This window comes from Nitratifractor salsuginis DSM 16511, from assembly GCF_000186245.1.
GTDB lineage: Bacteria > Campylobacterota > Campylobacteria > Campylobacterales > Sulfurovaceae > Nitratifractor > Nitratifractor salsuginis.
This window is the reverse complement of sequence record NC_014935.1, coordinates 1,682,479-1,697,182: the sequence shown is the minus strand read 5'-3', so window position 1 is coordinate 1,697,182 and position 14,704 is coordinate 1,682,479. Positions and strand designations below refer to the sequence as shown.

Here is a 14,704-nt window from a genome sequence, read left to right as displayed (position 1 = left end):
TTTATTGCCTATATTCGGGGAGATTTTCAGAGTGATTGTAACAGTTTTTTTGAAAAAGGATGAGGGATAAATCGCCGGGATCAGCGGGAGGAGGAACACTGCAGCATCCAGATCGCCGCCAGCGCCAGGGGCGTGCCCAGTGCCATCCCCCAGGTGATCGGCTCATCCAAAAAGAGGGCGCTCAGTCCGATGGCGCTGAAAGGCACGAGGAAGGTGAAGCTGCTGATGCGGTCAGCCCCCAGTTTTTTGCCGCCGATGAAGTAGATCGAAGTGGCGAAGGTGGTGCTAAAGAGTGCCAGCAGCAGGAGGTTGGCCCAGGGGAGGGTCCCCAGAGTGCCCAGATCGGTACTGAATTCGGTGAAAAAGAGTGCTTCGAGTACCGTCACCCCCAGATACATATAAAAGCTGTAGACCAGGGGTTCGATCCTGCCGGCGATTTTGGCACTGACGAGGGTGAGAATCGCCCAGCATAGAGCCGCCAGGACGAAGTAGAGATTTTCCAGGCGAAAGATATCCCCGGACCGAAAGCTCCAGACATTGAGGATGGTCATCACGCCCAATGCCCCCAGCCCCAGGGCGAAGAGCTGCCGCCGTGTCAGCCGCCTGTGTGCGATCAGGGCGCTGAGGAGAAAGGTGAGGATCGGGATGAGGGTGGTGACGAAAGCGCCGCCCAGCCCGGCGGTGCCCAGCTTGGTCCCGGCGATGAAGAGCCAGGTGTAGAGGATCATGATCCCCGAGCTCACCAGGGTCAGCAACAGGCTTTTGAGCTCGATCCGCCAGGAGAGGCCGAGCCAGAGAAGCACCGGGATCATACTCAGGGCGGTCAAGAGGTAACGGTAGAAGATAATTTCGTGGATCGTCAGAAAGCTGCTGAGGTATTTGACGTGCACCCAGGAAGCGCCCCATCCGACCATAGCCAGGATCATCAGCAGATAGAAGAGGGTCGCTTGTCTGGGCTCTTGCATTGTTCATCCTTGTGAAGCGGTATTCTACTCCCGGGAGTGTTATAATAGACTGGAGAGTAAGCAAAAAGGATCACCGATGAGATTTCTCGTAATGATCATTGCATGGGTGATGAGTATGACATTGTTAACAGGAGGTGAAAAGATGTTCGTCAAGAGTCCTGCCTTTGAGAACGGTGGAGAGATCCCGGCCAAATACGGTTGCCACGGGGAGGATGTTTCGATTCCTCTGGAGTTTGGCAATATTCCCGACGGGACCAAGTCCCTGGCGTTGATTATGGAGGACCCTGATGCCCCGATGGGACTCTTCGTCCATTGGGTTATCTACAATATGCCCGCCACGGTGAGGGGATTGCCCGAGGGGGTTCCGCCCGCTCCCGAACTGGAGTACGGGATCCGACAGGGGATCAACGATTTCGGCAAGATCGGCTACGGAGGCCCCTGTCCCCCGGACCGTCCCCATCGCTATTTCATCCGACTCTTCGCTCTGGATGTGCCGTTGCCGCTGGAACCGGGTATCGATCGCAACACCCTCCTGGCGGCGATGAAGGACCATCTGCTGGCCGAGGCGGAGCTGATGGGGATCTATCCCCGCTAAGCCGATGCAGACCCGCGCCTATATCGGAACGTCGGGGTTCTACTATGAACACTGGCGGGGAGTGCTCTATCCGGAGGATTTGCCCAAAAACCGCTGGTTCGAGTATTTCGCCACCCGATTCGACACGGTGGAGATGAACAGCACCTTCTACCATCTCCCCAAAGCCAAGACCATCACACATTGGGATGAGAAATCCCCGGAAGGTTTCCTCTTCGCTTTCAAAGCCCATCGGGGGATCACCCATTACAAAAAGCTTGCCGATACCCGAGAAGAGCTTCTGCGTTTTTTGCATCTGCTTAAACCCATCAAACACAAACTCGCCGCCGTACTCTTCCAACTGCCTCCCTCGCTCCACCGTAACGATGAGCTTCTAGGGGATTTCCTGGCGCAGCTCCCCCACGGGGGCGGGTGGCGTTTCGTCGTGGAGTTCCGTCACGAAAGCTGGTATGACGAAGCGGTCTATGTGATCTTGCGCCATCACGGGGTTGCCCTCTGTTGGCACGATTACGGCCGCAAAAGCGTGCCCGATGTGAGCACGGCGGAGTTCGCCTACCTGCGCCTGCACGGCCCTTCGGGCCACTACCGCGGCAGCTATGATGACGCGACCCTCCAGCACTGGGCCGAGCGCCTCCAAAAAGAGCTGAACCATAACCGCCCTGTCTTTGTCTATTTCAACAACGATATGGAGGGAAATGCGGTGAGGGACGCACGGAGGCTGAGAGAGCTTTTGGCGAATGAGGAATGAGGAATAAAAATTTTGGATTTTGGATTTTGGATTTTGGATTGAGAAATTTTTGCCAATCCCCAATGACCAATGACTAATGACCAGTGACTAAACGCTTGCGACTTGAGGGGCGAAGCCCCGTGCTTGCGACGTGCGACTAAAATGAAAGGCAAATTTTATGAAGATCGATGACCGATTCTATATGCAGTTGGCACTCGGTGAGGCGTGGCGTTACCAGGGATTGACCTATCCCAATCCGGCGGTGGGGTGCTGTGTGGTCAAAGAGGGGCGCATCCTGGCGGTGGAGGCGCATCACAAGGCGGGGGAATCCCACGCGGAGTTGTGGGCGATGCTGGCGGCCTACGAAGCCTTGGAGGGGCGTGAAGCAGCGGTGGATTCTGCCGATGCCGACGCGGTTTACGACTTTTTGCAAACGGTCCCCGAAGAGCTCTTTCGGGGGGTGAGCCTCTATGTGACCCTGGAGCCCTGCGCCCACCACGGCCGCACCCCCTCGTGTGCCTGGGCTTTGAGCCGCTTTCCCCTGCATCGGGTGGTGGTGGCCACTGCCGATCCGATCCCCGGCCACGGCGGCGGCTTGGAGATCCTGGCCGATCACGGGATCGAAGTGGCAACGGGTGTCTGTGAGGAGGAGGCCCGGGAACTCTTGGAGCCTTTTTTGATTTGGCAGGAGCGGGCCTTTGTCCTCTTCAAGCTGGCCCAGACCACCAATGGACGCATCGGGGGAGGGTATCTGAGTTCCCCCGAATCCCTGGAGCACGTTCACCGTCTCAGAGCCGTGGTCGACGAGTTGCTCATTGGTGGGTCCACCGTCCGCACCGATCGGCCGACGCTTGATTGCCGTTTTGTCGATCAAAAGCGGGCTCCTAATGTCTGCATCTACTCCCGTCAAAATGAGTTTGACCGTTCCATTCCGCTTTTTGGGGTTTCCGACCGCCAGGTGCGTATTACCGATGACATAGAGCCTCTCCTGGATCGTCCCTCCTTCCTGCTCGTCGAGGGGGGTGAAGGGATGCTCAAAGCGCTGCAGGATCGTATCGATTGGCTCCTTCTCTATCAGACCCCTAAGCTGAGTGCGCACCCCTTATCCTATAATGTCGATCAAAAATTGAAGTATCTACACCACGCATCCATCGGTGTGGATCTCATACTCTGGAGCCGTTTTGAATAGCAAGGAAAAACAGGACAAGATCGTCCATATGTTCGACGAGATCGCCGAGACCTACGACTTGGCCAACCGGGTGCTCAGCTTCGGCATCGATGTGCAGTGGCGCAAAAAAGGTTGCGACAAGGCTTATGAACTCCTGGGCAAGCAAAAGGTCGAGCGGATCGCCGATGTCGCTACCGGGACGGGAGATCTGCTGCTGCATTGGCGGGACCGTGCCGCGCTCAAGGGAATCGATGTGGAGGATTATGTCGGCATCGATCCCTCCGGCGGGATGCTGGAAGTGGCACGCAAAAAGGTGGATTTCGCCCGTTTCGTGGAGGGAAAGGCCCAGGAACTCCCTCTCGAAGACGAGAGCACGGAGATCATCTCCATCAGCTACGGTATCCGCAACGTCGTCGACCGCCAGGAGGCACTCTCCGAATTTCACCGCGCCCTCAAACCCGGAGGGATGGTGGTGATCCTGGAGTTTACCAAGCAGGAGAAAAAGGGGCTCACCGCCCCCCTGGTGGATCTCTATATGAAAAAAATCCTCCCCACCGTCGGCGGCCTGGTGAGCAAAAACTATGCCGCCTACCGCTATCTGCCCGATTCCATCGAGCAGTTTCTCACCACCGAAATGCTCAGCAGAGAGCTCGTAGAAGCCGGCTTCGAAATCCGCTACGTCAAACCCTTTTCGATGGGGATCAGCACACTGTTTGTTGCGCAGAAAAGATAGTGGGTAGTGCGTAAATAAATGAGGCATTGGGCATTGGGCATTGGGCAATTTGGAGCACCGGTTATTGGTGTATTGGTCTATTGGTTATTGGGGAATGGGGTCGCCTGCGGCGACGATTTGAATAAATGCGTTGCACAGCAACGCTTACCTAAACTCCTCATTCCTCACTCCTCATTCCTCATTAAAAATTCACGGAGATTTCCGTGAATTTAATAACCGTTTCCGCCCTCAACGAAAAAATCAAGTCCCTCCTCGAAGCGACCTTTATGCATATCCGCCTGGAGGGGGAGATCGCTTCGGTGACTTATCATTCCAGCGGGCATATCTACTTTTCCGTCAAAGATGATCGCAGCACCCTGCGCTGTGTGATGTGGCGTTCCAATGCCGCGCGACTGAAATTCCGTCTGGAGAAGGGGGCGCACGTGGTGATCGACGGCTCGGTGGGGGTCTATACGCCCCGCGGAGAGTATCAGATGATCGCTGTGAGTGTGGAACCGTATGGACGGGGGGCTTTGGCCGTGGCGTTTGAGCAGCTCAAAAAGCGTTTGGAAGCCCAGGGCTATTTCGCCGCCGAGCGCAAAAAGCCACTTCCCCGCTACCCGCGACGCATCGCGTTGGTGACGGCAGTGGGAGGGGCGGCGCTGCAGGATATGCTCAAGATCGCCCGAAGGCGCTGGCCTCTGACGGAACTCATCGTCGTTGATACCCTGGTGCAGGGGGAGGGGGCGGCGGAGTCCATCGCCCGGGCCATCGCCTACGCCGACACTCTGGGAGCCGACATCATCGTTACCGGACGGGGCGGGGGGAGTGCCGAGGATCTCTGGGCCTTCAACGAAGAGGCGGTAGCCGAAGCGATCTTCCAAGCCCAGACTCCGGTAGTGAGTGCGGTCGGACACGAGGTGGATACCCTCATCTCCGATTTCGTCGCCGATCTGAGAGCGCCCACCCCCAGTGCGGCGATGGAGATGATCCTACCCGATCAAAACGAGCTGCTCCGCACCCTGGATGAGCGGGCCGATCGCCTGCGGCGAAGGATGCGGGAGCTGTTGCGAAGCAGCGAAGAACGCCTGCGCCGGGAAGAGGAGGCACTGAAACGTGCTTCGATTTTGAGCCGACTGCAAAGCGCTTTAGAAGAGTTTGCTCGGCTCCGGCGAGACTATCGGGAAGTGATCCGATACCGTCTCAGCCAATTCGAGGGGGAGTTGCTTCCCCTGCAACGTCGCTGTGACGAGACGATCCGGCGTCAGTTGGCACGCCAGGAGGGGCGGGTGAAGATACTCGAAGAGCAACTGCGCCTTCAAAATCCGAGACAACGCACCCGGGAGGGCTGGGCCGAGGTGAGCCTGGATGGCCGGAGGGTGCCTCTGGAGCACCTCGATCCGGAGATGGAGTTTCAGCTGACCGATGCCCAGTCACGCCTTCGTGCCAGGGTTTTGCACAAGGAGCCCCTGGATACAAAAGTCCGCTAAATCTTTCCGCTTCGGTCAAGGAGAGATCGTACTGAGCAGAGGCATGATCCGGAGACGCCGGGTGACTTTTTTCTCAGCCGGCAGGGATGAAAATGCTATAATCCTTCCAAAAATCAAAGGATTGTTTATGCCGATGCTCGATAGCTTCATGGTCGATCACACCCGGATGCCCGCCCCGGCGGTGCGGGTCGCCAAGACGATGCAGACTCCCTGTGGGGATACGATCACTGTCTTCGATTTGCGTTTCTGCCGCCCCAACGAAGAGATGATGAGTGAGAAGGGGATCCATACCCTCGAGCATCTTTTCGCCGGGTTTATGCGGGAACATCTCAACCGGGAGGGGGTGGAGATCATCGATATCTCTCCGATGGGATGCCGGACCGGATTCTATATGTCCCTGATCGGCACACCGGACGAAGAGGAAGTGGCCAAAGCCTGGGAAGCTTCGATGCGGGATGTATTGGAAGTTCCCGCTCAGGAGGCGATCCCCGAGCTCAATATCTACCAGTGCGGCAGCTGCAAGATGCACTCCCTGGATGAGGCCAAGGAGATCGCCCGCCGGGTGCTGGATCGAGGAATCGGCGTGATGAACAACGAAGAGCTCAAGCTCGATCCCGAGAAGATCAAAGGGGCGACATGCTGATCTTGGTCCCCGTCAAAGGTTCGGATCCCAAAAAGGCGCAGATCGCTTCCCGCTCCGAGGCTGAACAGTGGGCGCTGATCGATTTCGATGAGGGAGCCGTCCGCGAAGTGACCTTCCATCCTACGTGGGAAGAGACGGGTGCCGATTGGATCGATTTTGCCGTGCTTGAAAACCGATTCGAGAACTATATGGATTTGATGGAAGCGGGAATGATGGTTCTCGTGCGCCGCGAAGGTCAGGATACCCTGGAGTTGATCGTCGAAGCCTTCAAATTCAAAGAGTTGGATGAGATAGGGCTTTAAGATCCGAGATTAAAATTATTCCGGTGTCGTTCCTTTTATCCTCAGCAAGCTATTCCATTGATTAGGATAAGATTCTTGAAACTACACAAAGGATTACAAATGTGGAAAGATTTCAAAGAATTCCTGATCAAAGGGAATATGGTCGATATGGCTGTGGGCTTCATCTTCGGTGCGGCTTTTGCTACCGTCGTCAAATCGATGGTCAACAATATTATTATGCCGCCGCTGGGCCTGCTTCTGGGCAAGGTCGATTTCTCCCAACTTTTCATTCCCCTCGACGGCAAACACTATCCGAATCTTGAAGCTTTGGACAAGGCCGGTGCGCCCGCCATCAAATACGGTCTGTTTATCAACGATTTCGTCTCATTCGTTATTTTGGGATTCGTCGTCTTCATTTTCGTGCGCTATTACAACCGCCTGACGAAGAAAGAAGAGGTTGTCGAAGAGGCCACGACCAAAAAGTGTCCCGAATGCGCTATGGAAATTCCCATCGAAGCCAAAAAGTGCCCCTACTGCGAATCTATGCAGCCCTGATTTTCTTTCGGGAAACGGGACACTTGAAGTCTCATCCCCTTTTATCTGATTCCTTTTCCAATCTTTTTTGAAAGTTTAACCGAGGTATTTGCCCAGGGATTATTCTTTTGAGTGGATTCTTAGACGTTTGAGCTTCAAAGCGCGGAGAGGACCGTAAAGAATATAGCCGAGGATGATAGCGGCAAAACCTTCCGCAGGGTAGAGATAGAGCAATGATCCAAGAAGCGTCAGGACGATCAGTGTCTTGAGGACGAGGGGACGACGCAGATCGATCTTTTTGAAGGAAGGGTAACGGATATTGCTGACCATCAGCAAAGCCACCAGGAGTGAAAGAACGAGCAGGGTTCCTTCCAGAAGCCGCAAAGAGGGGTGTTCCGTCAAAAGCAGGGACGTCGAGGCGACAAAGACAGCGGCGGTGGGAATGGGTACCCCGATAAAGACATTGGGATCTCCCGCTCCGTGGGTCACGTTGAAGCGGGCGAGGCGAATGGCTCCGAAGATCACATAGAGCGCACTGACCAGGACGCCGAATCTCCCATAGTTGTGGCCGAATTGAAAATAGATCAGCATCGCCGGAGCGACGCCAAAAGCGATGATATCTGCCAGGGAGTCGAATTCTACACCGAATCGGCTGGTGGTCCGGGTCAGGCGGGCGACCCGTCCATCCAAGCCGTCGAAGACCAGGGAGAGGAAGATCAACCACGCCGCCTGGACGAAATCTCCCTGGGAGGCTTTGATCATGCTCAGAACCCCGGTAAAGATCGATGCCGCGGTGAAGAGGTTGGGCAGGACATAGGCCAGTCTTGATTGGGACATCAGCAGCTCCTATCCAGAGCGTTAACCCTCATTCTGTCCGCTCGGGTCTTGTTGTTTTTCATCGTTCTCTCCGGATGATTCGCTCTCGGAAGAAGATTCATCTGACGGCTTTTCAGCCGTGTTCCCTTTCCGCTCTTCGGCGCGCTTTTCCGCCCGCTCTTCCCGGGCACAGCGCTCCTCTTCGACCTTGTCTTTATGGGCCAGGCGGCTGGGGAGATTGTGGCGCTTTTCAAACTCTTCGATGATCTCCCGGACCTTACATCCCTCGATTACTTCGACATCGAGGAGCACCTTGGCCATTTCATGGATCGCCTCCGCATAATCCTTGAGGGTGCTCTTGACATGCTTGTAGCGCTCATCGAGGAGCTTTTTGACCGCTTCGTCGATCGCTTCGGCAGTCTTTTCGCTGTAATCTTTGATCACTTGTCCACCGTTGAGGAAGGCGCCGCCGGCATTTTTCTCCAGGACCATCAGCCCCGCTACATCGCTCATACCGTATTTGGTGATCATATCCTTGATGATATCGGTGGCACGCTGCAGGTCGTTGCCGGCACCGGTGGAAATGTCTCCGATGAAGATCTCCTCGGAAGCCCGTCCCCCCAGCAGGACATCGATCTCGGCCAGGAGTTCATGTTTTTGCTTGAGGAAGCGGTTCTCTTCGTCAGGCAGGTGCAGAGTGTATCCCAGAGCCCCGAGCCCTCTCGGGATGATCGAAACCTTGGTGACCCGGGTCGCTCCCTCGGTCAGTTCCGCCATCAGGGCGTGGCCGCTTTCGTGGTAACTGACGATACGCTTCTCCAGGTCGTTGATCTTGCGGTTCTTCTTTTCCAGTCCCACAAAGGCCCGTTCGATCGCCTCCATCAGATCGGACTGTTCGATCTGTTTCTTGTTCTGACGACCGGCAAGCAAGGCTGCTTCATTGATGATATTGGCCAGATCGGCCCCCGCCAGTCCGGCTGTGGCTTTGGCCACCTCCTCCAGGTCGACATCAGGGGCCAGCTTGACATCCCGGCTGTGGATCTTCAGGATCGCCAGACGTCCCTCGAAATCGGGCTTGTCCACCAGGACTTGCCGGTCGAAGCGCCCTGCGCGCAAGAGCGCCGGGTCGAGGACTTCGGGGCGGTTGGTCGCCGCCAGGACGATGACCGGCGTGTCCGAACCGAAACCGTCCATCTCCGCCAGAAGCTGGTTGAGGGTCTGCTCCCGCTCGTCGTTGCCGCCCATCGGGCCTCCGGCTGTCCGGCTCTTTCCAATGGCATCGATCTCGTCGATGAAGATGATGGAAGGTGCCTCTTTTTTGGCCTGCTCGAAGAGGTCACGGACCCGGCTTGCCCCCACCCCGACGAACATTTCGATAAAGCTCGATCCGCTGACGGAGAAGAAGGGGACACTCGCCTCTCCGGCTACCGCTTTGGCGAGCAGGGTTTTTCCGGTCCCCGGAGGGCCCACCAGCAGGACCCCTTTGGGGATCTTGGCTCCCAGGGCGATGTAGCGTTCGGGATACTTGAGAAAGTCGACGATCTCTTTGACCTCTTCTTTGGCCTCATCGACTCCGGCGACATCATCAAATTTGACGTTGGGCTTTTCACTGTTGATCAGTTTACCGGCCTTGCCGACACCTAGAATGCCGCCGCCCATTCCCTTGGACATACGTTTTGCCAGGAAAATCCATATAGCGAAAAAGATAAAGATGGGCAGAAGCATACTGATCATTTCACTGACAAAGCCGTTCCCCATCACCCCACTGTATTCGATATGCTTTTCATCGAGGATTTTGATGAAATCGGGGTCATTGGCGGGAATTTTCTCCGCGATATACCGGAGGGTGCGTCCATCCTCTTCCCCGATCGCCTCGATGGTGGTCGGGGTGATCTTGACCTTTTGGATCTTGCCCTCTTTGGCCAGGTTTTTCACAGCGGAATAGGTGACCTTTTTGGTCGCGACAATGCCCTGTCCCTGAGGCATCATCATCTGATTCAGCCCACCGGCTTGATCGCCAATCAGGAGTTTGAAAACCAGGATAATGACGATGGAAAAGAGGGCGAAGGCCAGCAGTGGGTTGTCATTGAAAAAATTCTTATTGTTTTTGTTGTCGTTGGGTTTCTTAGCCATTGACGTCCTTTTTATTTGTATAGATCAGGGTGACCCATTCATCTCTTTGCTTGCGTTCCAGAAGCTCAAGGTCCTGGAATGCCGCCGATACAATAGCCTCTTTTTTATCCAAAATCCCTGAAAGAATCAAGAGAGAATCTTTTTCCATTCTTGCTTTTAGTTGCGGGGCGATGGCTTTGAGGACATCCGCGATGATATTAGCCACGACGACGGTGTATTTTTGATCGGTTTTATGGGCCGAGCCTTCCCAGATTTTCTCAAACCGCTCATCGTTAAGGCGGAAGTTTTCGGCGGCGCTCTCCACGGCCAGGGGGTCGGTGTCACAGAGCTCCACAGTAGCGCCGAGTTTCCGGGCTGCCAGGGCCAGGATCCCGCTGCCGCAGCCCACATCCAGGAGACGATCCTGGGGAGTGACATACTCGGCGATCGCCTCCAGGCAGCTATAAGTCGTAGCGTGATGCCCCGAGCCGAAGGCCAAAGCGGGGTTAATCAGGATGTTGATCTTCTCCTCCTTGGGAGGATACCACTCGGGATGGATGTAGAAGGGCCCCGCTTCGATGGGTTGTACCGAATCCTGATAAGCCTGGATCCAATCGACGTTCTCCTTCTCCTCCTCGGAAATTTCCAGGGGAAAGTCATTGGAGATTTCACGAACCATCGCTCGGACTTTGTCGATTAGTTCCCCGGTATCCTGTTCCGTGCGCAGGATGATGCGGTCCTCCCCGTATTCGATCGCCTCGTTGCTGACGGTGCCGATAAAATCGGCCAGGAGATCCACATAGGCCGAATCGGTGACAAAGGTCACTTCACTGTAACGCTCCTTCATCGGTTGGCTCCTTTCGCCAGGCGGAAAGCCTCTTCGAGATCAAGCGTCCCTTCGTAGAAGGCTTTGCCGACAATCGTTCCGTAGATTCCGGCTTCGATGAGACGCCGGATATCTTCGATGTCTCGGAGGCCGCCGCTGGCGATGGTGGGTAGGCCGCTGGCGTGGGCGATGGAGCGGGTAAATTCGACATTGATACCGCTGAGCATTCCGTCGCGTCCCACATCGGTGCAGATGATCGCTTCAACTCCCGCGTCGGCAAAGGCTCTGGCCAGGTCGGTGGCCTTCATTTCACTCACTTCGGCCCAGCCCTCCACGGCCACCATCCCGTCGATAGCGTCGATCCCGACCACGATGGGGTATTTTGCGGCCATTTTCCGCACGAAATCGGGGTCTTTGACCGCTACGGAACCCAGGATCAAACGATCGACCCCTAGATCGAGATACATTCGGATCGTCTCCTCGTCCCGAATACCTCCGCCCAGTTCCAGTTTCAGGTTGCAGTTTTCACGGATTTTCCGGATTTGCTCCAGATTCTTCGGTTCACCGGCGAAGGCACCGTTGAGATCCACCAGATGGAGCCATTCGCTCCCAAGCTCTTCGAAATGCTTGGCGACCTGCCAGGGCTCGTCGCTATAGATCTTGGCCGAATCCATCAAACCCTTGGAGAGACGGACGGCTTTTCCGTCTTTGAGGTCTATCGCGGGGAGGATAATCATTTTTGACCTTTGTCAAAAATATGTGAGGAGTTCGAGGTCATATTCATCCTTTGTTATACCAATAGGTTTTTAGAGTTTCGTGAAATTTTTGACGATCTTCAAGCCGTTATCGTGGCTCTTTTCGGGGTGAGGCTGGATGCCGAAGATATTCTCCCTCTGGACGGCAGAGACAAATTCATAACCATAATAGGTCTTGCCGATAGCATACTCATCATCGCAGACCGCATGGTAGGAGTGGACGAAGTAGAGATAGAATTCGTCGGGCAATCCCTCAAAGAGGGTTGATCTTCCATCTTCCGACTTCCATCTTTTATCTTCCCCTCCTTTCGTTCGCTGAACGAAAAGCTCGTTCCAGCCCATATGGGGAACCTTCAGAGTATGGTCGAATTTGCTTTCATCAAAGCGGACCACCCGACCGGGGATCAAACCCAGCCCCTGGTGCTTTCCAAACTCTTCACTCTCTTCAAAAAGAAGCTGCATCCCCAGGCAGGTTCCCATCAGCGGTTTGCCGCTTCGGGCGAACTCCCGGATCGCTTCGTCCATACCGGTCGAGCGTAAGTGCTCCATCGCATCGGGAAAGGCTCCCACTCCGGGCAATTGAATCCGATCGTATTTTTTGAGGTGTTTGGGATCACTCACCAGCTCAGCTCGGGCCCCCACCTTGGCAAAGGCGTTCAGGACCGAACCGAGGTTCCCCATTTTGTAGTCGATGACCCCAATCACGATGTTCTCCTGACGGGAACAAATGAGGAATGAGGAATGAGAAATGAGAAATGTGGAGTGACGCTAACTTGTTTTGCTTTTCTTGAATTCACCATTCTTCCCAATATACCAATACACCAATACACTAATACACCCTTCTTTCTGTAAGTATGCGATTATATCCAATGGGAGCTAACGTTAAATCTCCAAGCGTTCCAGCTCCTTTTCGATCGCTTCGGCGAAGGGGAGATAATATCCTTGTTCCTGCGGCATTTTCTCTTTCATCGATAGGAGAAAACGGGCATAGTCTTCCCGGGTCAGTTTGCCTCTGAGCAGTTCGTATTTCAGCCAGAGCCAATAGGTATTCAACACGTCCGATTGGCAATACTCTCTGATCTGTTCCAGTTTTCCCTCGTAGTAAAGTTGCGTTACCTGATCACCGCTCACATCGTATTTGCCCGGGATGCCGGCCATCGTGCAGAGCAGGTCGAGCTTGAGGTTCCTCACGGCGCCGAATCCCCCCAGACTGTCGAGCAGGTCGGTGTGGAACTCTTCGGCATAGCGTTGCCGGTAATTTTCCCATTTGGTTTTGTTGAGCTGGGGATTGTTCTGGTCGAACCAGGCCGGAAATGAGAAGTTGTAGCGCATGGCACGGATCAGAAGCATCGGCATATCGAATCCGCGGCCGTTGAAGGAGACCAGCCGGGGATTCTTTTCTTCGATGAAGTCAAAAAAATGCCGAATGATTTTTGCCTCATCCTCCGAATTGTGCCCGAAATCTCCCACTTTGATGAAATTGCCGAAATCATCGGCGATGACTGCGGAGAGGGCGACAACGCGATGATAGGGAAGCGGCAGAAAGGTATTGCCGTTGTGCGCTTCTGCATAGAGTTCTTGGGCTTTTTCGATGGCTTGGAGATCATCAAGCCCGCTCACCTCGAGGTTTTTACGGATCAGTTCGATATCGGGAATGGTTTCGCAGTCAAAAATACAAATCATTGTTTGCCTTTCGCTAGAATTATAGCAAGAGCCCAGAGAACAGGGAGTATTTCCGCTATGAGAAAACATCTCGAGTACTATGCCGTCAGAACGCTCCTGGGGGCTTCCCGATTTATGCCCCGCCCGGTACTCTACGGATTGGCTCGTTTGATTGTCGAGCGGAGCTATGCCCCCGGAGGACGGCGTGAACGGCGCATCCTGGAGCATCTAGCCTTGGCCTTTCCCGACAAATCGGCAAAAGATCTTGATCGTCTGGTCGAAGAATATCGATGGCATAAAGCGCACTTCTATACGGAGATGGTCCTGATGCTGACCAATCGAATGGATTATCGAGGGAGTATTGTCAATCTGAAGGAGGCCCAGGAAAAGATTGAAGCGCTCAGAAAACAGAATGAGCGAGGCATCGTTTTCCTGGTTTCCCACTACGGCAACTGGGAATTTCTGGCCCAGTTCTTTGCCATCAACGGATTCCCGGGTACTTTGGTCGCCAAAGCCCAAAGCAAAAATCCGCTGATTGATGAACGAATCATCCAACCCTATCGCCAACGCTTCGGGCATCGTGTCGTGGAACGCAAAGGTGCTTTGCGCAGCATCGCGAGAATTCTGAAAAAGAGGGAAGGGGTCGGAATGCACATCGATCAGATGATTCCGCCTCCCAATGGGATAGAGGTTCAATTTTTCGGCCATAGGGCCTATGCATCCAAAAGTATGGCGCAGATGAAGCTGAAATTCGATCCTTTGATGGTCCCGATCTTCGCTGTGCGCAAAGGCAGGGAACAGTTTCGCATTCTCATCGATGAACCGATCGAGTATGTGGCGGATGAGATTGATGCGTCGGATGAGAAATTGCGTGCGATCACCCAATGCTACACGAATGTGCTGGAAAAACAGATTCGGAGGGAAGCTTCACAATGGGAGTGGGCCTATCAGCGATGGAGGAAACCGAATAATGAGTAACCGAGCAACCGAGTAACGGAGCAACCGTTAAATTCCCCCCATAATTACTTCAAATTGCCACTGTCCAATACCTCTCAACGCTCAGCTCTCAACACTCCCAATGCCCAATGACCAATACGCAAATGCACAAATAACCCACGAATCCTGTCTAAATTCTCTTTCATATAATGTAAGTACAAAAAAAATTTCGATATTTTCGTAAATTTTCCTGCAAACCCCTTGACAAGCGGTGGAGAATTGTCTATAATACGCGTCCTCAAACACAGAGAGCGATTGAAAGCGATCTGAGAGAGATACCCAAAGTATGGGATCTTGAGAGTGTTTGAACGTGATCTTTGACAACCGAATATAAGTAAACAATCAACCGTCTATCCGATAGGTTTTTTTCAATAAAAACAATCGAGATAGAAACACAATAGTGATTTCATCTTGAGACACTGGAT

Annotated in this window: 16 protein-coding genes; 9 read left to right on the top strand and 7 right to left on the bottom strand. The window is 54.1% G+C overall.

The window, feature by feature from the left end:
* Positions 1-80: 80 nt before the first annotated feature.
* Positions 81-965, bottom strand: a complete 885-nt coding sequence (locus NITSA_RS08610; protein ID WP_013554630.1) for a DMT family transporter — start codon at positions 963-965, stop codon at positions 81-83.
* Between the two features lie 76 nt (positions 966-1,041).
* Between NITSA_RS08610 and NITSA_RS08605 the strand changes: the two genes are divergently transcribed.
* The 8 genes from NITSA_RS08605 to mscL all read left to right on the top strand — a co-directional run bounded on the left by NITSA_RS08605 (position 1,042) and on the right by mscL (position 7,133).
* On the top strand, positions 1,042-1,560 hold the full coding sequence (locus NITSA_RS08605; RefSeq protein ID WP_013554629.1) for a YbhB/YbcL family Raf kinase inhibitor-like protein: 519 nt from the start codon (positions 1,042-1,044) through the stop codon (positions 1,558-1,560).
* A 4-nt stretch (positions 1,561-1,564) separates the two neighbouring features.
* The gene (locus tag NITSA_RS08600) at positions 1,565-2,305 is read left to right on the top strand and encodes a DUF72 domain-containing protein (protein WP_013554628.1); all 741 of its coding nucleotides are present in this window, start codon (positions 1,565-1,567) and stop codon (positions 2,303-2,305) included.
* A gap of 157 nt (positions 2,306-2,462) precedes the next feature.
* The gene (gene ribD / locus NITSA_RS08595) at positions 2,463-3,473 is read left to right on the top strand and encodes a bifunctional diaminohydroxyphosphoribosylaminopyrimidine deaminase/5-amino-6-(5-phosphoribosylamino)uracil reductase RibD (RefSeq protein WP_013554627.1); all 1,011 of its coding nucleotides are present in this window, start codon (positions 2,463-2,465) and stop codon (positions 3,471-3,473) included.
* Entirely contained in the window at positions 3,466-4,185 is a 720-nt protein-coding gene (gene ubiE / locus NITSA_RS08590; protein ID WP_013554626.1) for a bifunctional demethylmenaquinone methyltransferase/2-methoxy-6-polyprenyl-1,4-benzoquinol methylase UbiE, read from the top strand. Before ribD ends, ubiE begins: the two co-directional genes overlap by 8 nt.
* Before the next feature lie 203 nt (positions 4,186-4,388).
* Positions 4,389-5,654 carry an exodeoxyribonuclease VII large subunit gene (xseA, locus tag NITSA_RS08585; RefSeq protein ID WP_013554625.1) on the top strand — a complete coding sequence of 422 codons (1,266 nt, stop codon included), beginning with the start codon at positions 4,389-4,391 and terminating at the stop codon, positions 5,652-5,654.
* 127 nt (positions 5,655-5,781) lie between these two features.
* A complete protein-coding gene (gene luxS, locus NITSA_RS08580; protein ID WP_013554624.1) occupies positions 5,782-6,297 on the top strand; it encodes an S-ribosylhomocysteine lyase in 516 nt (171 codons plus the stop codon).
* Positions 6,291-6,599: a hypothetical protein gene (locus NITSA_RS08575; protein WP_013554623.1), complete on the top strand. Its 309-nt coding sequence runs from the start codon at positions 6,291-6,293 to the stop codon at positions 6,597-6,599. The genes luxS and NITSA_RS08575 overlap by 7 nt, the downstream gene beginning before the upstream one ends.
* Before the next feature lie 99 nt (positions 6,600-6,698).
* Positions 6,699-7,133, top strand: a complete 435-nt coding sequence (gene mscL / locus NITSA_RS08570; protein WP_013554622.1) for a large conductance mechanosensitive channel protein MscL — start codon at positions 6,699-6,701, stop codon at positions 7,131-7,133.
* 99 nt (positions 7,134-7,232) lie between these two features.
* Here the strand turns inward: mscL and pssA are convergent, their stop codons facing one another.
* From pssA to NITSA_RS08540, 6 genes are all read right to left on the bottom strand, one after another.
* Entirely contained in the window at positions 7,233-7,949 is a 717-nt protein-coding gene (gene pssA / locus NITSA_RS08565; protein WP_013554621.1) for a CDP-diacylglycerol--serine O-phosphatidyltransferase, read from the bottom strand.
* 21 nt (positions 7,950-7,970) lie between these two features.
* Positions 7,971-10,061 (bottom strand): ATP-dependent zinc metalloprotease FtsH, encoded by a 2,091-nt coding sequence (ftsH, locus tag NITSA_RS08560; RefSeq protein WP_013554620.1) that lies wholly within the window; start codon positions 10,059-10,061, stop codon positions 7,971-7,973.
* Entirely contained in the window at positions 10,054-10,887 is an 834-nt protein-coding gene (locus NITSA_RS08555) for a 50S ribosomal protein L11 methyltransferase (RefSeq protein WP_013554619.1), read from the bottom strand. Before NITSA_RS08555 ends, ftsH begins: the two co-directional genes overlap by 8 nt.
* Complete coding sequence (gene hisA / locus NITSA_RS08550; RefSeq protein WP_013554618.1) at positions 10,884-11,603, bottom strand: 1-(5-phosphoribosyl)-5-[(5-phosphoribosylamino)methylideneamino]imidazole-4-carboxamide isomerase; 720 nt, start codon at positions 11,601-11,603, stop codon at positions 10,884-10,886. The genes NITSA_RS08555 and hisA overlap by 4 nt, the downstream gene beginning before the upstream one ends.
* 69 nt (positions 11,604-11,672) lie before the next feature.
* Positions 11,673-12,326 (bottom strand): imidazole glycerol phosphate synthase subunit HisH, encoded by a 654-nt coding sequence (hisH, locus tag NITSA_RS08545; RefSeq protein ID WP_013554617.1) that lies wholly within the window; start codon positions 12,324-12,326, stop codon positions 11,673-11,675.
* Between the two features lie 177 nt (positions 12,327-12,503).
* The gene (locus tag NITSA_RS08540) at positions 12,504-13,304 is read right to left on the bottom strand and encodes a 3'-5' exonuclease (protein WP_013554616.1); all 801 of its coding nucleotides are present in this window, start codon (positions 13,302-13,304) and stop codon (positions 12,504-12,506) included.
* Between the two features lie 57 nt (positions 13,305-13,361).
* Between NITSA_RS08540 and NITSA_RS08535 the strand changes: the two genes are divergently transcribed.
* Positions 13,362-14,261 (top strand): lysophospholipid acyltransferase family protein, encoded by a 900-nt coding sequence (locus NITSA_RS08535; RefSeq protein WP_013554615.1) that lies wholly within the window; start codon positions 13,362-13,364, stop codon positions 14,259-14,261.
* Positions 14,262-14,704 lie beyond the last annotated feature (443 nt).